Origin of the sequence: Spirillospora sp. NBC_01491 (assembly GCF_036227065.1) — a bacterium.
GTDB lineage: Bacteria > Actinomycetota > Actinomycetes > Streptosporangiales > Streptosporangiaceae > Spirillospora > Spirillospora xylanilytica.
In genome coordinates this window covers 5,958,183-5,981,340 of record NZ_CP109432.1, presented here as the reverse complement: position 1 = coordinate 5,981,340, position 23,158 = coordinate 5,958,183, and the positions used below count along the sequence as shown (strand labels likewise).

21 protein-coding genes are annotated in these 23,158 nt (G+C 73.1%); 7 read left to right on the top strand and 14 right to left on the bottom strand.

The window, feature by feature from the left end; genetic code table 11:
• Positions 1-942, bottom strand: coding sequence for a deoxyribose-phosphate aldolase (gene deoC / locus OHA34_RS27880; protein ID WP_285938489.1), 942 nt, complete (start codon positions 940-942; stop codon positions 1-3).
• A 56-nt stretch (positions 943-998) separates the two neighbouring features.
• Positions 999-1,586 (bottom strand): chorismate mutase, encoded by a 588-nt coding sequence (locus OHA34_RS27875; protein WP_329519372.1) that lies wholly within the window; start codon positions 1,584-1,586, stop codon positions 999-1,001.
• A gap of 131 nt (positions 1,587-1,717) precedes the next feature.
• On the opposite strand from OHA34_RS27875, the gene OHA34_RS27870 reads away from it, so the two are divergent.
• The 4 genes from OHA34_RS27870 to OHA34_RS27855 are packed head-to-tail and all read left to right on the top strand — an operon-like array spanning position 1,718 to position 7,085.
• Positions 1,718-2,065 carry a PadR family transcriptional regulator gene (locus OHA34_RS27870; RefSeq protein ID WP_329519371.1) on the top strand — a complete coding sequence of 116 codons (348 nt, stop codon included), beginning with the start codon at positions 1,718-1,720 and terminating at the stop codon, positions 2,063-2,065.
• Positions 2,062-2,937, top strand: a complete 876-nt coding sequence (locus tag OHA34_RS27865) for a hypothetical protein (protein ID WP_329519370.1) — start codon at positions 2,062-2,064, stop codon at positions 2,935-2,937. Before OHA34_RS27870 ends, OHA34_RS27865 begins: the two co-directional genes overlap by 4 nt.
• A gap of 59 nt (positions 2,938-2,996) precedes the next feature.
• Positions 2,997-4,094 (top strand): CaiB/BaiF CoA transferase family protein, encoded by a 1,098-nt coding sequence (locus OHA34_RS27860; protein WP_329519369.1) that lies wholly within the window; start codon positions 2,997-2,999, stop codon positions 4,092-4,094.
• 54 nt (positions 4,095-4,148) lie between these two features.
• Positions 4,149-7,085, top strand: coding sequence for a helix-turn-helix transcriptional regulator (locus OHA34_RS27855; RefSeq protein WP_329519368.1), 2,937 nt, complete (start codon positions 4,149-4,151; stop codon positions 7,083-7,085).
• A 788-nt stretch (positions 7,086-7,873) separates the two neighbouring features.
• Here OHA34_RS27855 and OHA34_RS27850 read toward each other — a convergent pair.
• Together OHA34_RS27850 and OHA34_RS27845 are read right to left on the bottom strand one after the other, a co-directional pair.
• Positions 7,874-8,692: a class I SAM-dependent methyltransferase gene (locus OHA34_RS27850; protein WP_285938493.1), complete on the bottom strand. Its 819-nt coding sequence runs from the start codon at positions 8,690-8,692 to the stop codon at positions 7,874-7,876.
• 149 nt (positions 8,693-8,841) lie between these two features.
• Positions 8,842-9,636, bottom strand: a complete 795-nt coding sequence (locus OHA34_RS27845; protein ID WP_285938494.1) for a lipoate--protein ligase family protein — start codon at positions 9,634-9,636, stop codon at positions 8,842-8,844.
• Positions 9,637-9,906: 270 nt separating this feature from the next.
• On the opposite strand from OHA34_RS27845, the gene OHA34_RS27840 reads away from it, so the two are divergent.
• On the top strand, positions 9,907-10,632 hold the full coding sequence (locus OHA34_RS27840; RefSeq protein WP_285938495.1) for an IclR family transcriptional regulator: 726 nt from the start codon (positions 9,907-9,909) through the stop codon (positions 10,630-10,632).
• An 85-nt stretch (positions 10,633-10,717) separates the two neighbouring features.
• Here OHA34_RS27840 and OHA34_RS27835 read toward each other — a convergent pair whose 3' ends face one another.
• The 7 genes from OHA34_RS27835 to OHA34_RS27805 form a co-directional block, all read right to left on the bottom strand.
• Positions 10,718-11,338 (bottom strand): dihydrofolate reductase family protein, encoded by a 621-nt coding sequence (locus tag OHA34_RS27835; protein ID WP_285938496.1) that lies wholly within the window; start codon positions 11,336-11,338, stop codon positions 10,718-10,720.
• Positions 11,338-11,844, bottom strand: a complete 507-nt coding sequence (locus OHA34_RS27830) for an SRPBCC family protein (protein WP_285938497.1) — start codon at positions 11,842-11,844, stop codon at positions 11,338-11,340. The genes OHA34_RS27835 and OHA34_RS27830 overlap by 1 nt, the downstream gene beginning before the upstream one ends.
• A 3-nt stretch (positions 11,845-11,847) precedes the next feature.
• Entirely contained in the window at positions 11,848-12,189 is a 342-nt protein-coding gene (locus tag OHA34_RS27825) for an ArsR/SmtB family transcription factor (protein ID WP_285938498.1), read from the bottom strand.
• A gap of 277 nt (positions 12,190-12,466) precedes the next feature.
• Complete coding sequence (locus tag OHA34_RS27820; protein ID WP_285938499.1) at positions 12,467-13,261, bottom strand: enoyl-CoA hydratase/isomerase family protein; 795 nt, start codon at positions 13,259-13,261, stop codon at positions 12,467-12,469.
• A gap of 107 nt (positions 13,262-13,368) precedes the next feature.
• Positions 13,369-14,514, bottom strand: coding sequence for an acetyl-CoA C-acetyltransferase (locus OHA34_RS27815; RefSeq protein WP_285938500.1), 1,146 nt, complete (start codon positions 14,512-14,514; stop codon positions 13,369-13,371).
• 118 nt (positions 14,515-14,632) lie between these two features.
• The gene (locus OHA34_RS27810; RefSeq protein WP_285938501.1) at positions 14,633-16,684 is read right to left on the bottom strand and encodes an MFS transporter; all 2,052 of its coding nucleotides are present in this window, start codon (positions 16,682-16,684) and stop codon (positions 14,633-14,635) included.
• Positions 16,685-16,768: 84 nt separating this feature from the next.
• The gene (locus OHA34_RS27805; RefSeq protein WP_329519367.1) at positions 16,769-16,996 is read right to left on the bottom strand and encodes a hypothetical protein; all 228 of its coding nucleotides are present in this window, start codon (positions 16,994-16,996) and stop codon (positions 16,769-16,771) included.
• Between the two features lie 437 nt (positions 16,997-17,433).
• On the opposite strand from OHA34_RS27805, the gene OHA34_RS27800 reads away from it, so the two are divergent.
• Both OHA34_RS27800 and OHA34_RS27795 read left to right on the top strand, forming a co-directional pair.
• Positions 17,434-17,592: a hypothetical protein gene (locus OHA34_RS27800; protein WP_285938503.1), complete on the top strand. Its 159-nt coding sequence runs from the start codon at positions 17,434-17,436 to the stop codon at positions 17,590-17,592.
• Between the two features lie 177 nt (positions 17,593-17,769).
• Positions 17,770-18,600 (top strand): class I SAM-dependent methyltransferase, encoded by an 831-nt coding sequence (locus OHA34_RS27795; protein ID WP_329519366.1) that lies wholly within the window; start codon positions 17,770-17,772, stop codon positions 18,598-18,600.
• 102 nt (positions 18,601-18,702) lie between these two features.
• Here the strand turns inward: OHA34_RS27795 and OHA34_RS27790 are convergent, their stop codons facing one another.
• The 3 genes from OHA34_RS27790 to OHA34_RS27780 all read right to left on the bottom strand — a co-directional run bounded on the left by OHA34_RS27790 (position 18,703) and on the right by OHA34_RS27780 (position 23,054).
• A complete protein-coding gene (locus OHA34_RS27790; protein WP_329519365.1) occupies positions 18,703-19,698 on the bottom strand; it encodes a zinc-dependent alcohol dehydrogenase family protein in 996 nt (331 codons plus the stop codon).
• A gap of 85 nt (positions 19,699-19,783) precedes the next feature.
• Entirely contained in the window at positions 19,784-22,105 is a 2,322-nt protein-coding gene (locus tag OHA34_RS27785; RefSeq protein ID WP_285938506.1) for an ATP-binding SpoIIE family protein phosphatase, read from the bottom strand.
• 247 nt (positions 22,106-22,352) lie between these two features.
• Positions 22,353-23,054, bottom strand: coding sequence for a metal-dependent transcriptional regulator (locus tag OHA34_RS27780; protein ID WP_285938507.1), 702 nt, complete (start codon positions 23,052-23,054; stop codon positions 22,353-22,355).
• Between the last annotated feature and the right edge of the window lie 104 nt (positions 23,055-23,158).

Here is a 23,158-nt window from a genome sequence, read left to right as displayed (position 1 = left end):
CTAGTCCTTGGTGAAGTGGTCGGGCCCGGAGTAGACACCGGTGGCCAGCTTGCGGCGCTGCATCAGCAGGTCGTTGAGCACGCTGGACGCGCCGAGCCGGAACCACGCGGGCGACAGCCAGTCGGGGCCGGCCGTCTCGTTCACCAGCACCAGGTACTTGATCGCGTCCTTGGTGGTGCGGATGCCGCCGGCCGGCTTGACGCCGACCTGCCGCCCGGTGCGGTCGCGGAAGTCGCGGACCGCCTCCAGCATCACCAGCGTCACCGGCAGCGTCGCGGCGGGCGAGATCTTGCCGGTGGAGGTCTTGATGAAGTCGGCGCCGGCCCGCATCGCCAGCCAGGACGCGCGCCGCACGTTGTCGTAGGTGGCCAGCTCGCCGGTCTCGAAGATCACCTTGAGGTGCGCCGCACCGCACGCCGCCTTGGTGGCGGCGATCTGCTCGTACACCGTCAGGTAGTCGCCGGCCAGGAACGCGCCCCGGTCGATCACCATGTCGATCTCGGTGGCGCCGGCCTCGACCGCCGCCCGGGTGTCGGCCAGCTTGGCCTCCATCGGCGCCCGCCCGGACGGGAAGGCGGTCGCGACGCTCGCGACGCCGACGCCGGTGCCCTGGAGCGCCTCGACCGCGACGCCGACCAGGTCGGGGTAGACGCAGATCGCCGCGACCCGCGGCACGCCCGGGTCGGACGGGTCGGGCCGCGCGCCCTTGGCGCACAGCGCCCGCACCTTGCCGGGGGTGTCGGCGCCCTCCAGCGTGGTGAGGTCGACCATGGAGATCGCCATGTCGATGGCCTGGGCCTTGGCCGAGGTCTTGATCGAGCGGGTGGCCAGCCGCGCGGCCCGCTCGTCGGCGCCGACCTGGTCGACGCCCGGCAGGCCGTGCAGGAACGCGCGCAGCTCGGCCCCGCTCGGTCGCGCGCCGGTGAGAGTCTCCGTTGACACGCCCCCAGCATCACCCACCCGCGGCTCCGACACAAAACAACCGAATCCCGTTTGGGTCACGACCTGATTCGGCATACCGACGGCAGGGCCCTGGTGAGGCCGGACCGGTGCAGGACGTCCAGGCGGCGTTCGGTCCCGGCGCGGGCGGACGCCTCGATCAGTTCGGGCGCGCACGAGGCGCTCGCGCGCACGTGGGCGGTCCGCTGGAGTTCGGCGAGGATCGCGCCGGTGAGCCGGTCGAGCGCGGGCCGCACCTCCTTGCCGAGATCCGGGCGCCGGGACGGGGCCGTCGAGGGACGGGCCGTCCAGCGCCGGTGCAGACCCCGCTGGACGAGCTTGCCCGCCTCGATCTGGTCGCGGAAGACGCGGACGGCGGCGTCCGGGTCGAGGCCGAGCGCCGCCGAACGCGCCGTCACGTCGTCCAGGACCGCCCGCTCGCGGACCGGGTCCTCGATCGGCGTGGCCGTCCCCCACTTGGCCGCCGCCACCTCGTCCGCCAGCGCGAGGCGATCGGCGGAGAGCCCGACCAGCGGCGCCAGCGGCTCCGCGCGCAGCGGCGAAGCGTCGGCGGCGGGAGTTCCGGAGACGGCCAGCACCAAGGGGACGAGGAGGGACGGCAGAAGCGACGGAACGTGAAGGGGCATGCCAGGTGAGCCTTCCGCCCGCCCCGTCACGGAACAAGCGGCCACGCGGGCTCGTCGTCGAGAGCACCGGTGACCCTGGCGGCGGGGTGAGGGGCTTCCCATATTTCGTTGCACGATATATCGTCCGCCGAATGGTCAAGCGAGCGACGACATCGATGAGCGAGCCCGTCTACCACGTCCTGGCCGCGCTTCTGGACGGCCCGCTGCACGGCTACGGGATCATCAAGCAGGCCGAACGCCAGTCCGGCGGGGGGATCCGGCTGGCCGTGGGCACCCTCTACGGCGCCCTCGACCGCATGTCGGGCAGCGGGCTGGTGGTCGTGGACCGGGAGGAGACCGTCCAGAACCGGCCCCGCCGCTATTACCGCATCACCGACGCGGGACGGCAGGCGGTCACCGACGAGGCGGCGCGGATGGAGCAGGCGGCCAAGGTCGTCACCCGGCGGAGCATTCCCGGCACAAAGGCGGTCTTGGCATGACGGCGGCGCTGGGGCACGAGCCGTCCCTCGTGGAGCGGTGGTACCGGCTCGCCGTGCACGCCTACCCGTCCGCCCACCGGTCCGAACACGGGGCCGAGATCGTCGGCGCGCTCATGGAGGCGGCACCGTCCGGACGGCGGCTGCCGTCGCCCCGCGAGACCGCCGCGCTCGTCGGAAGCGGGCTCGCGGTCCGGGCGAGGCGCGCGGCCGAAGGGCCCGCGCCCTGGTGGGCCGACGGCCTCCACCTCGGCGTCCTCATCCTGGCCGTGGCCAACCTGGCGTACGCCTTCGCCGACCACACGACCCCCGCATGGACCGCCGTCTCCGCCGCGCTGGTGCTGACGCTGATGCGCGGCTGGACGAGGGTGGCGCTCCCTCTGGCGCTCTTCGTGACGTTCTCGACCGGACGGGCCATGGTGTTCGGGGCCTTCTGGACGGGCGGCTCGCTCTTCGGCCCGACGTACGGCAACTGGGTCTCCCTGACGCCCTACTGGATCCTGGCCGCCGGGACGGCCGTCCTGGCGGTGCGGGGTTCGCGCGACCTGCGGGCGCGGTCGTGGTGGTGGGCGGCGATCCCGGTGCTCGCCTTCGCCCTGACGGCCGGCGGTCTCGCTTACGGCGCGCCCTGGCAGGGGATGCGCGCGGCGGTCGAGGGCGCGCTGCTGCTCGCCGGGATCGGCGCCACCATCACCACGCGCAGCCCGCGCTGGGCCCTGGCCGCCGCGATCCACATCGTCCCGGGAGGGCTCAACACCGTCCTCCACCTGCCGATGAGCAGCCGGCAGGACAGCGCCTACCGGCTCATCCTCGCGGCCCTGCTCATCGCGATGGCGGCCCTGAGCCGCCGCGATGGCAAACAAGCGCTCGCTTGACATACCGGCCGGCGGGACGGCAGCGTGGGGCGATCACCGCGACGCGCGAGGGGGCCTCGATGGCACTGCTGGACGGGCTGCGGGTGCTGGACCTGACGATGTGGCGCCCCGGGCCGTACGCCACCCAGCTCCTCGCCCAGCTCGGCGCGGACGTGATCAAGGTGGAGCCGCCCGGCGGCGAGCCGATGCGCGCGTTCCGGAGCCACTTCGACCTGCTCAACCAGCGCAAGCGCAGCATCGAGCTGAACCTCAAGGACGACGCCGGGCGGGACCGCTGCCTGGAGCTGGCGCGCACCGCCGAGGTGTTCGTCGAGGGCTTCCGGCCCGGGGTCGCGGACCGCCTCGGCGTCGGCCACGAGGCGCTGCGCGCCGCCAACCCCGCTCTGGTCTACTGCTCCCTCTCCGGGTACGGGGCGGAAGGCCCCCTGGCGCACGTGCCCGGACACGACGTCAACTACCGCGCGTATGCCTCAGCGCTGCCCCAGGACGCGGTCTCGCCCGGCGACGAGCTCCCCGTCGCCGACATGGCGGCGGCGACCATGGCCGCGTTCGCGATCACCGCGGCCTGCCTCAAGGCCCGCGCCACCGGAACCGGCGACCGGATCGATCTCGGGATGGCCGACGTCCTGGCCAACTGGGCCGGCACCGTACCGGCCACCAGCGGGCCGACCACCACCGGACCGGCCGGCACCGGACCGCCCACCACCGGGGCCGCCCGCGCGGGCGGTCCCGTCCCGGGGTACGGGATCTACCCCACCCGCGACGGCCACAAGATCACGCTGGGCGTGGTGTCGGAGGAACGGCTGTGGGCGGCGACCTGCGGCGCGCTCGGCCTGCCCGAGCACGCGGGCGTCCCCTTCGCGGCCCGCCTCGGCCGGGTGGCCGAGCTGGACGCGGACGTGGCGGCGGCCGTCGCACGGCTCACCAGGGACGAGGCCGTCGAGCGCCTCACCGCCGCCGGAGCGCCGGTCGCGCCGCTACTGACCCGCGCGGAGCTGATGGACCACGACCACTTCCGCGAACGCGGCGTGATCGGCGACGGCACCGTGGGCAGCCCGGTCCGCACCCTCGCCCACCCGCCGCTACCGCCCGGCCCGGTCGCCGAGCTCGACGGGCACCGCGGCCAGGGCTGGGGCGCGGACCGTCTCACGGACTGATATTCGGAGTGGTGTACCGGCCGCGTTTGGCATGCTTATGAGGTGAATGTGAGCATGACGAGCCCCGTCCTGGTGGGCCGGTCGGCCGAGCTGGACCGGCTGCGGTCGGCGTTCGCCGCCGCGCCCGGGGCCGTCCTGGTCGGCGGCGAGGCCGGGCTGGGCAAGACCCGCCTGATCAGGGAGTTCGCGGCCACGCTGGAACCCGACGCGCGGCTGCTGGTCGGCGGCTGCCTGGAGCTGGGCTCGGACGGCCTGCCGTTCGCCCCGTTCACCACCGTGCTGCGCGACCTGGTCCGCGACATCGGCATCGCGGGCGTCGCCGAGCTGCTGCCCCGGTCGGGCACCGCGGGGCTGGCCCGGCTGCTGCCCGAGTTCGGCGAGCCCGAGACCGACCCCGCGTCCGGCGAGGAGCGGGCCCGGCTGTTCGAGCTGATGCTGACGCTGCTGGAGCGGCTGGCCGAGCGCGGCCCGGTGCTGCTGGTGATCGAGGACGCGCACTGGGCCGACCGGTCCACCCGCGACCTGCTGACCTTCCTGATCCGCAACGTCGGCGTCGCGCCGCTGCTGATCGTGGTGACGTTCCGGACCGACGAGCTGCACCGCACCCACCCGCTGCGGACGATGCTCGCCGGGCTCGACCGGGTCGACCGCGTCCACCGGATCGAGCTGACCAGGCTCTCGCACGCCGACGTCGCCGCGCTGGCCGCCCGGCGGCTCGGGCACGAGCCGGCGCCGGACCTGGTCGACCGGGTGCACGCGCGCAGCGAGGGCAACCCGCTGTTCGTCGAGGCGCTGCTCGACGAGGACGGCACGCTGGCCTGCGAGCTGCCCGAGTCGCTGCGCGACCTGCTGCTGATCGGCGTGCAGCGGCTGCCCGAGGAGACCCAGGACGTGCTCCGCGACGCCTCCGGCGGCGGCACCCGCCTCGAGCACGCGCTCCTCAGCGCCGTGTCCGGGCTGGACGACCCCGCGCTCACCCGGGTGCTCAGGCCCGCCGTCGCGGCCGGCGTGCTGGTCGTCGACGGCGACGGCTACGCGTTCCGGCACGCGCTGATCCGCGAGGCCATCCACGACGACCTGCTGCCCGGCGAGCACACCCGCCTGCACACCCGCTACGCCCAGGCGCTGGAGAACGACGCCGGGCTCGTCCCGCCCGGACGGCTCTGGGTCGAGCTGAGCCACCACTGGAACTCGGCGCACGACGCCACCTGGGCGCTGGTGAGCGCGTGGCGGGCGGCGGGCGACACCCGCAAGGCCGCCGCCTACGCCGAGTGCCTGACCATGCTGTCGCGCGTCCTGAAACTCTGGGACCGGGTGCCGGACGCCGCCGAACGCCTCGGCGCGTCCCATCTGCGGGTGCTGGAGAAGGCGGTCGCCACCGCCGACCTGGCCGGCGAGTTCGAGCTCGGCATCAAGCTGGCCACCGCGGCCCTCCGCGTGCTCGACGACGCCGACCCGCCGCACGCCCCGCAGACCCGCGTCACGCACCGCGCCAGGCTGCTGGAGCAGCGCGGCAAGATGTCCTACCAGCTGGCCAAGCACGGCTTCATCGAAGACCTGCGCGAGGCGGTCGAGCTGCTGCCGGCCGACCCGCCGAACCTCGACCGGGCCGGCGCGCTCAACACCCTGGCCCAGTACGGGCGGCTGCTGCACGGCACCGAGGAGGCGACCCGCGCCGCCCGCGAGTCGCTCGCCATCGCGCGCGAGCTCGGCGACATCACGGCCGAGGCGCACGCGCTGCTCACCCTGTCCTGCGTCAACATCGACTACGGCGAGGGCGCCGACCAGGACGCCGACGAGCACCGGCAGACCGAGAACTCGCTCCGCAAGGCGCACGAGATCGCCCATCAGGCCGGCGGCACGGCCCTGCGGATGCGCGTCGCGGTCAACCTGTCGCACTACCTGGAGGGCGCCGGACGGCACGAGGAGGCCATCAAGGTCGCCGGCGAGGGCATCGAGCACGCCCGGGAACGCGGGCTGGGACGCACCCACGGATCGTTCCTGGCCATCAACATGGCCGAGCCGATGGTGGCCCTCGGCCGCTGGGACGAGGCGCACGAGGTGCTGCGGCAGGCCCTCGACCAGAACCCGCCGCTCACCATCCGCACCTCGCTGTTCGTGCTCGCGGGCGAGATCGCGCTCGGCCGCGGCGACCTCGCCGAGGCCGCGGCCAGGCTCGCCCAGGCCCGCACCGTGATGTGGCGCAAGACCCAGGACCTGTTCGCGGGCATCCGGCTGGAGACGGCCCTCGCCCTGGCCGAGGGCCGGCCCGCCGAGGCGCTCGAGGCGCTGCGTCCGGTGCTCGCCCACCCGGGGCTGCCCGACGACGCCCGCTACTCCTGGCCCGTGCTGGTGCTCGGCGCGGCGGCCTGCGCCGAACTGGGCGAGCAGGCCCGGCTGGACGGACGGCCCGCGTTCCCGCTGCTCGAGGAGCGGGCCGCCGCCCTCCAAACGCGCGGCGCCGCACAGCGGGCCCACCGCGCCACCTTCCACGCGCACACCACCCGCGTGCACGGCGAATCCGATCCGCGCGCCTGGGACGAGGCCGCCGCGGCATGGGCGGAGCTCGGCCGCGTCTACCCGTGGGCCGAGACGCTGACCTACGCCGCCGAGGCCGCGATCGGAGTCGGCGACCGCGAGCGCGCCGCCGACCGGCTGCGCCGCGCCGCCGAGCTCGCCGACGGCCTGCGCGCCCGGCCGCTGCGCGACCGCATCACCGCGCTGTCGCGCCGCGCCCGGCTGCCCGGCGAGGCCAACGGCCACGCGCCCCGCCGCGGCGGCGGCACGCTCGGGCTGACCCCGCGCGAGCTGGAGGTGCTCAGGCTGGTCGCCGACGGGCACAGCAACCGCGACATCGCCACGGCCCTGTTCATCTCGGCGAAGACGGCCAGCGTGCACGTCTCGAACATCCTGGCCAAGCTGGAGGTGGCCAGCCGGGGCGAGGCCGCCGCGACGGCCCACCGCCTGTCCCTTTTCGCGCCCGGCACCTGAGCCGCCGCGCCCGGCCCTGAACCACCGCGCCCGGCACCTGAGCGGGCCGGGACCGGCTGGAACCGGCTGCCGGGACGGCTGGGCGCCCCGGGCACGCAGTGCCTCGGGGCGCCGGCTCTGGAGCGGCCACCGAATCCGTGCGCGGTCCGGATCCGACGGCGGGGACCACCCCTCCCGGGCCCCCGTCGCCGGATCGTCGGACCACACGGGAACTTCAGTGGCTGGCCTTCTGAGAACACGACCCGCGGAAGTACGCGGCACTTCTCCGCATGGAGAGGCGGTCCGTGGCTCGTCCGGCCGCTGCCCAGTCTTCTAGGAGCGGGCACGGGCGGGCATCGGGAGACATCCCGATGTGAGTACCTAAAAGCCGTCGGTAGGGCGTCAGGCCCTTCCCGCACGGGGCTGCCGGCGGAGTACCGACCACCCGGCGCCGGGAACCCGCGCGGGGACAGGTCCCGTGTGGAGGGACCTGTCCCCGAAAGTATGCCAGCGCGGCACCGGCCCGGACTCCGCCGTCCGAGGGCCGTGCTGCCGAAGAGACGCGGCGCCGAAGGCGAACGGCGCCGGAAGGAGAGGCGACGCCGGAGAGCCCGGCGCCTTGAGAGTGCGGCACCTGCGCATTCGACGCCGGAAGACGCGGCGTCGGCGGGGTGCAGGGCCGGCGGGATCAGCGGGTTTGGTCGGCGCGGCTCGGGTGAGCCGCTCGGATGAGCGGGCTGGTCGAGCGGATCCCGTCGAGCGGTCTGCCGAGCGGATCCCGGTCGAGCGGTGAGCGGGTTCGGTAGGGGTCAGCGCGGGACGCGCGCGACGCAGAAGACGGTCTGCCCGAACGGCGGCCGGATGGCGCGCTCCAGGGTCCGGGTGACCGGGATGACGGTCCGGTCGTAGATCTTGACCAGCCGCGGGTCGGGGTAGCCGGCGCCGCCGCGGCGCACCGCGAACCACCAGGCGAGCCCGCCCAGGAAATTGATCGGCTTGAGCACCTCGGGCACCAGCCCCGCCTCGCGGACCGACCGGCCCAGCGTCTGCGGCGTGTACCGGGTGACGTGCCCGACCTTGCGGTCGAACTCGCCGTAGAGCTGCATGTAACCGGGCACCCAGACGACGATCCGGCCGCCCGGCTCGGTCACCGCGGCGAGGTCGCGCAGCGCCTGGACGTCGTCCTTGATGTGCTCCAGGACGTTCATCATCACGACGGTGTCGACCTTCTGCCGGATGTCGATCTCGGCCGGCAGTTCCAGGTCGAGCACCTCGACGGCGTCGTTGCCGTCGTAGCGCTTGCGCAGCTCCCCGACGCAGTACGGGTCGTTGTCGCTGACGGCGAGGTAGTCGAGGCGTCCGGAGAACTGCTCGGAGAAGTGCCCGAGGCCGGACCCGATCTCCAGCAGGGACCGGCCCACGTGCGGGGCCACGGTCTCGTACTCGTACTTGCGGTAGTTGCGGGCCTCGTCGCCGCCGAGGTGGTTCTCCAGGGCACCTTCCCCGGCGGCCGGCTGGACGAGCTCGCCGTCCCCGGCGGTGCGGACGGGCGCAGGCTTCTCAGGGCCGCTGCCGAGAACCTTCAGGAGCGTGCCTGCGATGGACTTGTTCTGAACAGGTGACTGCATACATCCCACTCGCTGAGTGCGTGTGCGTTCGGCTTGTCGTTCGCCTCACCGGAGGCCGAGTCTCGCTCGGGCGTATCCGATCTCTGGCGCAAGGTCGCGCTAGTCTACCTACCCGGGTCGTCCGGCGACGCCGTGTGGTGCCTTTTTCGCTAGTGGGACCCCTCGCCGCTGTCGTCCGGCAACGCCAGACCCCTCCCGTACAGACCGCCTGACCCGGCAAGATGCCAGGCCCTCTCGCCGTAGCGGACGGTGTGCAGGTGGTCGCGGACCGCCCGCTCGACCGCGTCCGGACGGCGGGTGCAGGCGGCTCCGTACTCGTCCACCACGACGCTGAGCACCGCGGCGCGCACCGCGTCGAGCGTCACCTCGGGCTCGAAGTCGGCCAGCGTGCGGCGGCCCGGCCGCGGCCCGCCCGGGGCCGGATCCGACACGCCGGCGGGGACGATGTAGCGGCGGCCGTGGGGCGGCATCCGCCGCACGTGGACGGCGACGTGGGTGAGCGACGCCGAACGGGTGCGCAGCCGCGCCGCCTGGACGACGGTGCCGTCGCCGAGCGCGGCGGCGGGCAGACCGAACTCCTCGACCGCCCTCGCCACCAGCACGTCGAGGTCGGGCCGCGCGCCGGGCCGGGGGTAGGGGATCCGCGCGGGCCCGCGGCGGTGGTCCTGGTGGTGGACGAGTGTGAAGCAGAGCGTGCCGGAGTCGGTGTAGACCGCGCCCCCGCCGGTGGCCCGCCGGGCGACCTGGATCCCGTCGCGCGCGCAGGCGGCCAGGTCGGCGGCGACCGCCGCGTCCTGGAACCGGCCGAGCATCACGGTGGGCAGGGTCTGCCAGACGCGCAGCATCGGGGACGGGCGCGGCGCCGGCCCGGCGCGCACCAGCGCCTCGTCGAGGGCCAGGTTGCGAGGCGGATCACGGGTGTCGTCGACGATGACGTTGAGCACCGATCCGCCCCCTGACGCTCTGCCGTACCTGAAAGATATCCACATACCGCGACGAGTGCGGGCAGAGAGTTTTCAGATGGCGACACTCCGCGACACTTCCCTGGCCGGAGCGGTACGGGCGGCGGGAGGGCCACTTCCGGGAACCGCCCACCAAGCCATGACAGAAGTGATCCAATGGACCAAGTATCACCAAAGGTCTTGACCCTTGGGGGCCGGAGGGGTTCGCTGTGCGTGATGGATGAGACACGGAGACCAACTCTCATCGCCTCTGTGCAGCGGGCGCTGCACCTGATGGAGGCGGTCGCGTCGCATCCGAGCGGCGCCCCCGCCAAGCAGCTCTCGCGCGAGACCGGGCTCCCCCTGGCCACCACCTACCACCTGCTGCGCACCCTCGCCCACGAGGGCTACGCGACGCGGCTGTCCGACGGCGTGTGGGTGCTCGGCGACCGGGTGCAGTCCCTGCACGGGCAGAGCCGCACCCAGCAGCTCCTCGCCCGCATCCGCCCGACCCTAGTCTCGCTGCGGGACGAGCTCGGCGCCGCGTCCTACTTCGGCATGCACGTCGACGACGAGATCCGCATCATCGACATCGCCGACGGGCCGCGCACGCCCCGGGTCGACCTGTGGGTCGGGTTCGACGAGGCCGCGCACGCCACCGCGATCGGCAAGTGCATCCTGAGCCAGCTCGGCGAGGACCGCCGCCGCGACCACCTGGCCCGGCATCCGCTGGTCGACCTGACCCCGCACACCATCACCGAGCCGCATCGCCTGCTGAGCGCGCTGCGCACCTCCGCCGGGGTGTCCGTCGACCGCGAGGAGTACGCGCTCGGCACGAGCTGCGTGGCGGTGCCGGTGACCGACGCCACCGGCACCGCGATCGGCGCGCTGGCCGTCTCCTGCCGGGCGGGCCGGCTGCCCAAGGCCGAGGCGTCGATCCACCGGCTGCGGGCCACGGCCGCCCGCATCCAGCGCACGCTCAGCCTCAGCCTCACCTAAGGCGTGTCTGGCAAATGCATCGCGGCGCGGCCGAGAGCCTGGAGCGGTGTCGAGGTCTCGGCGGGGAGCACTGAGGTCGAGACGGTCAGCGCTCCCGGACTGCGTAGGTCAGGTGCGTCACCTTCGGGGAGGGCTCCGCGCGAACCGGCTCCAGGGCCACGCGGCCCGCGTCCACACCCTCGAACAGGCGAACTCCGGAGCCGAACAGCACGGGCGACAGCGCGATCGAGAACTCGTCGATCAGGCCGGCGTTTACGTACTCCACGATCGTCGCGCCGCCGCCCGAGATGCGGACGTCCCGGTCGCCGGCGGCCTCGCGGGCCTGGTCGAGCGCGGACTCGATGCCGTCGTTGACGAAGTGGAATGTGGTTCCACCCGGCCGCTCCCAGGGGTCACGCTTCTCGTGCGTCACGACGAAGACCGGCGTGTGGAACGGCGGCTCCTCCGGCCACATCTGCTCGCCGGCGTCGAACATGCGCTTGCCCATCACGTTCGCGCCGGTGCGCTCGAACGTCTCCCGCACGATGTCGTTGTCGCGCCCCTCCTTGCCGCCCTCGCCGAGCTTCAGGTTCTCCCGGAAGAATCGCTGCGGGAAGACCCACGCCTGCAGTTCCATCCACTGCCGCTGCATCAATTCCTCGGGGGACTCGGGCGCGATGAACCCGTCCAGGGACATCGACACGCTGAAGAACACTTTCCCGGCCATCAGTCCTCAACTCCCTTTCGAACGATCTCGGTGACGTAGGCGGCCAGGTTGCTCAGGGTCTGCCGGCCGCCCTCGATCGCGTGGTACTTCTCGGCCGCCTCGTCGCGCAGTTCCTTGGTGGGGAACACCGTGCGCATCTCGATCCGGGTCGCCGCACCGTCGGGCTCGAACGTGAGGACCGACTCGAAGGCGTTCGGGTCGCCGCGGGACTCACCGTGCAGCAGCGCGATCCGCTCCGGCAGGTTGATCTCGGTCCAGGAGATCCACTCCTGGTAGTCCGTCCCGTCCGGTCCGTGCATCACGAAGTCCCACACCCCGCCGACGCGGAACTCGAACGCCCGCGTGGTGGTGGTGAACCCCTCCGGCCCCCACCATCGCGACAGGTGCCGCACCTCGGTGAACGCCTCGAACACCAGTTCCCGCGGTGCGTCGATGGCCCGGGAGATCACGATCTCGCGGTCAGCCGTCGCGGACTGGGCCGGCGCTCCTCGTCCTCTCTCGCTCATCGGCTACTCCTCCTGCCTTTCCTGCTTCAGGTCCTGCACATATGCGTCCAGCCGGTCGAAGCTCTCGTCCCAGAATCGCTCGAACCCGCCGGTCCACTCGTGAACCGGCCGCAGCCCGCGGGCGTCAAGGCCGTACAGGCGCTGCTTGCCTGCCCTGCGGTCCCGCACCAGCCCTACCTCCCGGAGCACCCGCAGGTGCTTGGACGCCCCCGGCTGGGTCATCCCCAGTTCCTGGGCCAACTCGGTCACCGGCCGCTCACCCGCCCGCAGCAGCATCAGGATCTCCCTGCGCTGCGGCTCGGCGACCGCATTGAAGACGTCCGACGTCGTCGCTGCTCGTGCCATGGCACCATCATATGCCCATATCGGCATGTGTTAGCCCGCGCCCCGCGCGATCCGCGGCCATCTGCGCGCCCGCCGGAGTCGACGCCGCCGTCTACCGCGCCGCCGTCGTCCTCAACGCCGTCATCGCCTGGACCCGGCAATTGTCAGAGACATGCCCTGGCCTGCATCTTCCAAGCCCCCGGCCCCGCGTCCTCGCCTGGCGGCTCGGACGCCAGCCGCGCTCGGGCGAGCGCGACATCGCTCCGCGCTCTGCCCGGTCCTCCTGTCCTGCGGACGTTCAGCGGCCCTGGAAGTCGGGGGCGCGGCCTTCGAGGAAAGCGGTGACGCCCTCCTGGGCGTCCTCGGTCTCGGCGAGCTCCACCAGCTCGCCGAGCAGGTGCGCGATCTGGTCCTCCAGCGGGCGGCCCTCGATGGCGAAGAACGCGTCGCGACCCCGACGCAGCCCGATCGGGCTCTTGGCGGCGATGTCGCGGGCCAGCTCGTCCACCCTGGCGTCCAGCCCGGCGCGCGGGACGACCTCGGTGACCAGGCCGATGTCGCGACCCTCGGCCGCGGTGACGCGGCGTCCGGTGTAGTAGAGCTTGAACGCCTGCTTGGGCGGCACGTTCCGATTGATCACCGCCATGATCATCATCGGCCAGAGCCCGACGTTGACCTCGGGGGTGCCGAGCGTGACGTCGTCGGCGGCCACCACCAGGTCGCAGGACGCGGCCAGCCCCAGCCCGCCGGCGACCGCGTGGCCGGCCAGCCGGGCGATGATCGGTTTGCCCAGCCCGGGGAACGCGGTGAACAGCCGGTACGGGCCGCTCTCCCTGATCGCGTCCGCCGCGGCGACGCCCCGGCCGGCGCGCTGCGCCGCGCCGAGCCCGCCGAGGTCGGCGCCGGCGCAGAAGGCCCGGTCGCCTGCCCCGGTCAGCACGATCACCCGCGCGCCGTCGTCGGCCTTGACCCGCTCGAACGCGTCGAGCAGCTCGTCGATCATCGCGTCGCTGAGCGCGTTGCGCGCCTCCGGCCGGTTCAGCGTGATCCGCGCGACCCGATCGGCCACCTCGTAGACGATCGTCTCGTACATGCCCCTCCTCGGTGAGCGCGACGGCGCGCACGGACGGCGCGCGGACGCGACGGCGGGCGGGCCCGCACCGGACCCGCCCGCCGTCGATCATGCCCGTGCCGGACGGGTCAGACGCGCTCGATGATGGTGGCGTTGGCCTGGCCGCCGCCCTCGCACATCGTCTGGAGGCCGTACCGGCCGCCGGTCCGCTCCAGCTCGTGCAGCAGCTTGGTCATCAGGATGCCGCCGGTGGCGCCCAGCGGGTGGCCGAGCGCGATCGCGCCACCGTTGGGGTTGGTCTTCTCCAGCGAGGCGCCGGTGTCCTTGGCCCACGCCATCGGCACCGGGGCGAACGCCTCGTTCACCTCGAAGGCGTCGAACTCGTCGATCTTCAGGCCGCTCTTGGCGAGCGCCTTCTCGGTCGCCGGGATCGGGCCGGTCAGCATGTAGACCGGGTCCGAGCCGCACAGCGCGAGGGTGTGGATCCGCGCCCGCGGGGTCAGGTTGTGCCGCTTGACGGCCTCCTCGGAGGCGATCAGCAGCGCCGAGGAGCCGACCGAGATCTGCGAGGCGACGGCCGCGGTGATGTCCCAGCCCTCGCGCAGCGGCTTGAGCCCGGCCATCTTCTCCATCGTGGTGTCGGGCCGCGGGCCCTCGTCCCGGCTGAGCCCGGCGATCGGGGCGATCTCCCGGTCGAAGTAGCCGGCCTCGATGGCCTTGGCCGCGCGCCGGTGGCTCTCCAGCGCGAACCCCTCCAGGTCGGTCCGGCTGAAGCCCCACTTCTCGGCCATCAGCTGGGCGCCGCGGAACTGCGACACCTCCTGCATGCCGTACCGCTCGACCCAGCCGTCGCCGTACGGGAAGGGCATCCCCTTCTCCATCGCCATGGCGACCGAGGACCCCATCGGGACGATGGCCATCTGCTCGACGCCCGCCGCGACGACCAGGTCCTGGGTGCCCGACAGCACGCCCTGCGCGGCGAAGTGGATCGCCTGCTGGGACGATCCGCACTGCCGGTCGATGGTCACGCCGGGCACCGACTCGGGCAGGCCCGCCGACAGCCACGCGGTGCGCGCGATGTCCAGCGACTGCGGCCCGACCTGCATCACGCAGCCCATGATCACGTCTTCGACCGCGGCCGGGTCGACCCCGGTCCGGTCCACGAGCTCCTTGAGCACGTGCGCGCCGAGGTCGGCGGGGTGCACGTCCTTGAGAGCGCCCTTCTTGGTACCGACGGGGGTACGGACCGCGCCGACGATGTACGCCTCGGCCACTACGCCTCCAAAACCAGGGGTTGGGTTCCGTCCCGAAACCGAGTGAGATTCGGTCAGTCGGTACGAGATTACATCGCCGCGGGCGCGACGCCACGTGTGACCCTGCTCTCGGTCCCGATCAGGCCCGGCGGCGGTGGCGGTGGCGTCCGGGCGCGGCGTGCACGTCCGGGCCGTCGGCATCGTCCCCGAGGGAGTCGCGCGACAGCTGCGACAGCAGCTCGGACAGCTCGGGGTGGTCCTCGGGCGACCAGCCCTCCAGGTGCTCGGCCAGCCCGGCCCGCCGCGCCTCGATCAGCCGGTCCGCGACGCTCTGACCGGCGCCGGTGACGCTGATCCGCCCCTCACCGTGCCGCACCACATAGCCGTCGGCCACCAGCCGGTCGATGAACGGGGTGCCCGCCTCGGGCTCGACGCCCGCCCGCTCGGCCAGCTCCGGCCCCGAGACCGTGCCGTCGCGGGCGATCCGGCACAGCGCCCACATGCTCCCGGCGGGCAGGTCGACCCCGGCGTGCGCGCCGAGCCGGGAGTACATCTCCTTGGCCCGGCGATCCCGGCGCATCAGCGTGCTGAGCGACCGTTCGATCTCGTGCCTGGACGAGCGGACGGTCGGCGCCCCGCCGAGCCCCTCCCCGTAGTCGTGGGTCTGCGAGGTCTCCCGCAGCGGCACCTCGCGCAGGAACCAGGTGAGCACGAACGCGATGATCGCGGCGGGGACCGCGTACAGGAACACGGTGTCGATCGACTGGGCGTAGGCGTGCAGCACCTCGCTCTTCACCTGCGGCGGGTACCGGTCCATCAGGTTGGGGTTCCCCTGCACCGCGGCGGGGTCGAACCCGGGCGGCAGCACCCGCTTCCGCGCCAGGTCCTCGATGTTGCTCGCCAGCCGGTTGCTGAAGACCGAACCGAACACCGCGACGCCGAACGAACCGCCGATCTGCCGGAAGAAGGTCACCCCCGAGGTCGCCGACCCGAGGTCCTCGTACGCCACCGCGTTCTGCACCGCGATCACCAGGACCTGCATCACCAGCCCGAGGCCGAAGCCGAGCAGCGCGAAGCGCAGGCTCATCTGGAGGGTCGAGCTGGTCTCGTCCAGCCCGGACAGCAGGAACAGCGCCGCCGCGATGATCGGCGTGCCGACCACCGGATAGATCTTGTAGTGGCCGGTGCGGCTGATCAACTGCCCGGACCCGACCGACGCGACGAGCAGGCCGAGCATCATCGGCAGCAGGTACACACCCGACATCGTCGGGCTGACCCCGTGCACCACCTGGAGGAAGATCGGCAGGAAGGTCAGCGCGCCGAACATCGCGAAGCCGACCACGAAGCTGATCGCCGAGCCCAGCGAGAACACCGAGCTGGCGAACAGCCGCGGCGGCATGACCGGCTCGGCCGCGCGCCGCTCCACCAGCACCCACACCGCGATGAGCAGCAGCGACACGGCGGTGAGCGTGATGATCTGCGGGGACGTCCAGGCGTACCGCGTCCCGCCCCAGGTCGTCATCAGCACCAGCCCGACCGACCAGCCGACGATCAGCAGGATGCCGAGGTAGTCGATCCGGTGCCGCTCCCGCTGGGACGGGGTGTGCAGCACCAGCGCGACGGCCACGAGCGCGAGCACCCCGACGGGCAGGTTGATGTAGAACACCCAGCGCCATGACAGGTTGTCGACGAACCAGCCGCCGAGCAGCGGCCCGCACACACTGGCGACGCCGAAGACCGCGCCGAACATGCCCTGGTAGCGGCCCCGCTCGCGGGGCGGCACCACGTCCCCGACGATCGCCACCACCAGCACCATGAGCCCGCCGCCGCCGAGCCCCTGGAGCGCGCGGAACACGATGAGCTGGAGCATGTCCCCGGCCTGGCCGCACGCCGCCGACCCGATCAGGAACAGCACGATCGAGGTCTGGAAGAGCCGCTTGCGCCCGTACTGGTCGCCGAGCTTGCCCCACAGCGGGGTCGAGGCCGTCGCGGCGAGCAGGTAGGCGGTGACCACCCAGGACAGGTGGTTGAGCCCGCCGAGGTCGCTGACGATCGTGGGCAGCGCGGTCGACACGATCGTCTGGTCCAGCGCCGCGAGCAGCATGGCGAGCATCAGCGCGCCGAGGATGACGAAGAGGTTCCTGCCCTTGGGCATGGGCTCGCTCGCCCTGGTCACACTGTCAGCGGTCATCCCAGCGCCCCCCGGTGCCTGAACGTACGGGGAGATCTACCCACCGTGCCCGTGGAGATCACACCGCGGGGCGCCGGGGACGGGTCAGCGGACGATGTCCCTGGCGACCTTGGCGGCACCGATCGCGGCGGTCCCGCCGGAGACGCCGACCGCGCCGGCCGCCACCCACAGCGGGAGACCCGGACGGCTGCGCAGCCCGTTCACGGTGTCGAGGGAGTCGACGACCAGACCGAGCCGCGCCCAGAGCTTGCGGCCGGAGCCCTTGCTGAGCAGGTATCCGGCACCGAGGGCGATCTCCCGGGCGGCGAACATCCGAGTGACGTAGTCACGGCCCGGGTCGGACGGACCGCAGCGAAGCGAGGACCGCCCGACCCGGAGACGGGGGCCCGGGGGTCGCCCCCCGGATGAGGAACGGTCGGACGGACCGCAGCGAAGCGAGGACCGCCCGACCCGGAGACGGGGGCCCGGGGGTCGCCCCCCGGATGAGGAACGGTCGGACGGACCGCCGCCCATTCCCATCAGCTTCACCGTCAGCCCCGGGGCGACGAACGCGGCGGCGCCGATGGCGATCCGGCCGCGAGCCACGGTGAGCATGAGGTCGTCGAGACGGTCCCGCCGCTGTTCTTCCTTCGCATCTGCCACAGCGCGAGGCTATCCCGGCCAGAACCCGGTTCGGCCATCAGGGCAAGCCTTCCCTTACCCGTTTAGGCTGCTGGGGACAGACCCCGTCCTCCCGAACGAAGGTGGCCATGGAAGGGATCCTCAGCCTTGCCGTGATGTCGCTCCTGTGCGCGTTCTGCGTGCGCTGGGCGGCGGTCCGGCTGCGTGTGCCGGCCCCCACCCGGGTGGCGGTCGTGATCGTGTTCGTGCTGGTGGCGCTGGCGATGTGGGGGCAGAGCATGCGGTAGCGGCGGCATGGCGTATTTTCCACCGGAGAGCGGCGAACTTCCGGGCCGCCAGGAGAGTCATACCTGGCGAGACCGGCTTCAATACCGCTCGACGCCCACCGGAGACGCGCGTCCGCCACCGGTGGGCCGGGCGGGACCCCGCCAGGTGAGACCGGCCCGAGCCGAGGGAGAGCAGACGTGCCGCAACCGGCTACCGAGATCCAGGAGTCCGGTGGCGTGGTCACCCCTCATCTCCGGCGCCTCTTGGAGTTCGTCGAGCCCGCCCGCGACGACGTCTGCCTGGACGTCGCGCGCGGACCCGGCCCGCTGCCGGCCGCCCTCGGCCCGCGGGTCCGGCACGTCACCGCCGTCGAGGCGGCGCGCGCGGCGGCGAGTCCGGGCCGCGGGCGGACCTCCACCGTCATGTTCGGCACCGGGCCGGTCCGCATCTCCGGCTCCGGCGACCTCGTCGGGACGCCCGCCCACTCCGCGCGCCTCGCGCACGCCGGGACGGCGCGGCATCGCGACATCACCCACGGCGCCCAGATCCAGGCCGACGCCCGCAGGCTGCCGTACCGGAACGGCGCGTTCTCACTGGTGACAGCCCGGTTCTCGCTCTACCGCCTGGGCGATCCCGACCGCGTGCTGCGCGAGCTGCTGCGGGTCTGCCGGCCGGGCGGACGGCTGATCATCGCCGATCTGGTGCAGGGCACCCGGGCCGGGCCCGGCCGCGACCGGATCGAGCGGATCCGCGATCCCGACCATCCCGGCACGCCGTCCATCACCCGGCTCACCGAGCTGATCTCCGGGGCGGGCGCGACGGTCCGGCGGCTGGACGCCTTCACCGTGGAACGCCCCGTCGAGCCCTGGCTGGCCGGGGCGCACGACGCCGGCGCCGCCGACCGGATCCGCGCGGCGCTCACCGCCGAGGTCGACGGCGGCCCCCGGACCGGCACCAAGCCCAGGGTGATCGGCGGCGAGCTGTGGTTCACCCAGTCGTGGGCGCACATCGCCGCCGAGCCGGTCTGACCACCGGGGCGCCTGACCACCGGGGCGCCTGACCACCGGGCCGCCTGACCACCGGGCCGATCTCACCACCGGCGCGGACGGTCCTGGCCGGTTCCGGCCAGATCAGGGCACGAGCACCGCGGCGCCGGTGAAGCGGCCCGCCGCAAGGTCGCCGAGCGCCAGATCGGCCTCGTCCAGCCCGTAGGAACGGGTCGTGACCGCCACCGAGAGCCGCGCCGCCAGCCTGAGGAACTCCTCGCCGTCCGCGCGCGTGTTCGCCGTCACCGAGCGGACCTGGCGTTCCTGGAACAGGTGCCGCTCGTAATTCAGCGGCGGGACGTCGGTCAGGTGGATCCCCGCGATGGCGAGCGTGCCGCCGCGGTCCAGCCGCTCCAGCGCGAGGGGCACCAGCGGCCCCGCCGGAGCGAAGATGATCGCCGAGTCGAGCGCGCCGGACGGGATCCCGTCGGGGCCGCCGGCCCAGACCGCGCCGAGCGACAGGGCCAGCTCGCGCGCCTCCGCGCTGCGGGTGAAGACGTGCACGGCGGCGCCCTCGGCGACGGCGATCTGCGCGGCGAGGTGCGCCGACCCGCCGAACCCCCAGAGGCCGAGCGCGCCGCCGGGCGGCAGCTCGGCCCGGCGCAGCGCCCGGTAGCCGACGATCCCCGCGCAGAGCAGCGGCGCGGCGCGCACGTCGTCGATCTCGTCGGGCAGCGAGTACACGAACGCGTCGACGGCCAGCGTGAACTCCGCGTAGCCGCCGTGCGCGTCCCAACCGGTGTAGACCGACCACGGGCACAGGTTCTCGGTGCCGCGGCGGCAGTAGCGGCAGGTCCCGCAGGTGCCGCGCAGCCACGCCACGCCGACCCGGTCGCCGGGCGCCCGGCGGCAGTCCGGTCCCGCGGCCACGACCTCGCCGACGATCTCGTGGCCGGGCGTCACCCCCGGCAGGTGGACGGGGAGGTCGCCCTCGGCGACGTGCAGGTCGGTGCGGCAGACACCGCAGGCCAGCACCCGGACGAGCAGCTCGCCGCGGCCCGGTTCGGGGACCTCGCGGTCGGCGCGCCGCAGCGGCCCGGTCTCGACCGGTCCCGGCTTCTCGACCACCCACGCGCGCACCCGCCCACCGTACGCCGGGTGGCCGCTTGCGGTCAGGGGCCAGGGGGCCGGGCGATCAGGAGGCGGGCAATCAGGAGGTGGGCGGTCAGGAGCCGGGGGCGAGGGGCAGCTCGAACCAGACGGCCTTGCCATCGGCGGTCGGCCGGGCGCCCCAGCGGCTCGCGAGCTGGTCGACCAGGTAGAGCCCCCGGCCGCCCTCGTCGGTCTCGCCCGCGCTGCGGATGCGCGGGAGCCGCATGTCGGAGTCGAACACCTCGACCCAGATCGCGTCGGCGCCGCGCCGCAGCCGGAGCCGGAACTCCTTGGTGGGCGGCTCGCGCCGGCCGAGGTCGGCGCCCAGGTTCCAGTCGTCCTCGTCGAAGGCGCCGCTGTCGAACGCGCCGTCGTCGAAGCCCGGCGGGTTGAACTGGACCGGCGACCCGCCGCCGCGCCCCTCGCCGCCGGGGCCCGGCCCGACCACCACCGGGAGCATCAGCTCGCGGCGCGGCGCGGGGCTCGTGGTGGCGTGCAGCACCACGTTGGTGACGACCTCGGAGACCAACAGGCAGGCCAGCTCGGCCTGCTCGTCCAGGATCCCCCAGGTGACGAAGGTGTCGGCGGCCATCCGGCGGGCCTCCGACACCATGATCGGCTCGGCCGGGAAGCTGCGCTCCTCGACCGCCAGCTCGTCCGCCGCGGTACGGATCACCACGATGGCCACGTCGTCGTCGATGTCGCCCTCGACCGCCTCGTAGGCGGCGTTGGCGATCGCCTCCACGCCGTTGCGGGCCACCTCGGACACGGCCGCGCGGACCAGCTCGCGGGACTCCTCGCGGGTGTAGTAGTCGCCGTTCTCGCGGGGACGCCGGTCGATCAGCCCATCGGTGTAGAGCACCAGCGTCGCGCCCGGCTTGAGCTCGGCGGTCTCCTCGTTGAAGAGGATCTCGCCGCCCAGTCCGGGGGCGCGGACGCCGAGCATCGCGCCCTCGCTCTCGAAGTCCAGCTCGCTGACCTGGCCGTCGACGATCAGCAGCGGCGGGTCGTGGCCGGCGTTGGCGAACTCCAGCACCCGCGACCAGGCGTCGTACACGAAGTAGGTGCACGACACCAACGGCGGGCGGACCAGGTCGTCGCTGTTCCAGCCGGACCGCATCCGCTCGGGGCGGGTCATCGTGCGGACCCACTCGTCGAGCTTGCGCAGGATGTCGGCGGGGGCGCGGTCGTCCTGGGCGAACGCGCGCAGCGCGGCGCGGAGCTGCCCCATCACCGCGGCGGCGCGGGCGCCGCGGCCCTCGACGTCGCCGATGACCAGCCCGACCCGGCCGGCCGACAGCGGGATCACGTCGTACCAGTCGCCGCCGACCTGGGTCTGGATGCCGTGCCCGTGCGACTCCAGCGGGCGCGCCGGCTCGTACCGCCAGGCGATCTGGAGGCCGTCGAGGCGGGGCGGCCGGTCGCCGGGGAGCAGGTGCTTCTGGAACGCCAGCGCGGTCTCGCGCTCCTCCTCGAACAGCAGGGCGTTGTCGACGGCGAGCGCGACCCGGCCGGCGATGGCGCCGAGCAGGTCGCGGTCGAAGCCGTCGTAGTGCGGGTCGGTGCGCTTGGTGAGGTTGGACAGCGCCAGGCTCATCACGCCCAGCAGCTCACCGCGGACCAGCAGCGGCGCCGAGATCACCGAGGTGATGCCCATCTCGTCGCCGAGCCGCTTGGACGACTCGTTCGGCGCGGAGAACCGGTGCTGCACCATGTCCTCGACCAGCACCGCGTCGCGCCGGCTCATCGCCTTGGCGCTGAAGTGGCCGGGCGGATAGGAGATCGGCTCGCCGATCTCGGCCCAGGTGCCGGGCGGCGGGGTCCAGTCGCCCGCGTGCCGCGACACCCGCCGGAAGAGCCGGTCGCCGCTGAACAGGTCGATGAAGCAGTGGTCGGCGAGCTGCGGGACGAGGGTGTCGGCCACCCGGCGCAGCGTGGTCTCCAGCTCCAGCGACCCGGCGAGCCGCTCGCCGACCCGTTCGATCAGGCCGTAGCGGTCCTGCTCGCGCTGGTTGGAGCGGAGCGCCTCGCGCGCGAAGATCACGATGCCGTCGACCGAGCCCGACGGGTGCCGCAGCGGCACGGCGTGCGCGCGCGTGTAGACGGTGGTGCCGTCGGCGCGCAGGTTGCAGAACGTGCCCTCCCACACCCCGCCCTTGAGGACGTGCCGGGCCAGCTCGGTGGCCTGCTCGTGGTCCTCCTCGGCGATGCCGAGCGACAGGATGGAGTGCCCGATGACGTCGTCGCCGCCGAACCCGAAGAGCTGCCGCGCGAACGCGTTGCCGTAGATGACGTTGCTGAAGCGGTCGCAGACGATGACCGCCATCTCCATCTGGGTGAGGACGGTCTCGGGTGGCAGATGCGCCTCGACCGGCGCTTCCCCCCAACGCTTCATGTCCCCATCCTGATCACAGGAGCGGTCCGCCGGTGACCGCTCTCGTCACGCACCGCACCGCTCTGCCCGGAGGCGCCTGTCCCCCCGAGGCGACGATCACCGGCTGCCGCCTCCCTGGTGCTCCGCGTGCTTCCTCTCTGGTATTGAACGACGAACCCGCCGCCGGGATACGCCTGAACGGCGTGCCGGTACGGAGATCTTCGGTATAGACCAGATGGGCGGAGTCGGGGGGCGGCACGCCGGGAGGTCAGCGCCTGCTGACGAACACGTGCTCGGCGATGTCGCGCGGGAGCTCGGTCGCCGGGTCGTCCGCCTCGTCGTCACATGTCACCCGCACACCGTCGTCCGTTGCCCGAAGGGTCACCTCTCGTCCCGGTTGTATCCCAATTTGCTTGAGTCTAAGCATCAGGTCGCTGTCGCCCTGAACCTGCTCGCTGATCCGCCGGATGACGGCTCCGGCGCCGCCCGGGCTGGCGACGGCGGTCATCACCGACAGCGGCGCGGCGGCCGAGTCGTCGCCGTGCCCGCCGAGCTCGTCCAGGCCGGGGATGGGATTGCCGTGCGGGCAGGTGGTCGGGTTGTCGAGCAGCGCGACCAGGCGGCGCTCGACCTCCTCCGACATGACGTGCTCCCAGCGGCACGCCTCGATGTGGACGTCCTCCCAGGGGAGTCCGATCACGTTGACCAGGAGGCATTCGGCCAGGCGGTGCTTGCGCATCACGCGGGTGGCGAGGTCTCGGCCGCTATCGGTCAGCTCGAGGTGCCGGTCCCCCTCGACCCGCAGCAACCCGTCACGCTCCATGCGCGCCACCGTTTGGCTCACCGTCGGGCCGCTCTGCGAGAGCCGCTCGGCGATGCGCGCGCGAAGGGGGATGATCCCCTCCTCTTCGAGCTCGAACACCGTACGGAGGTACATCTCCGTGGTATCGATCAGGCCGTGTGAGGTCACAGCTCCCTCCAGTCTTGTAGCGTCGAGTCTACTTGCTGAGAGTGTTCGCGGACGGCGCCGGCGGATATCGCCGGTGCGTTGGTGTGCCGGTTCACCGGCGACGG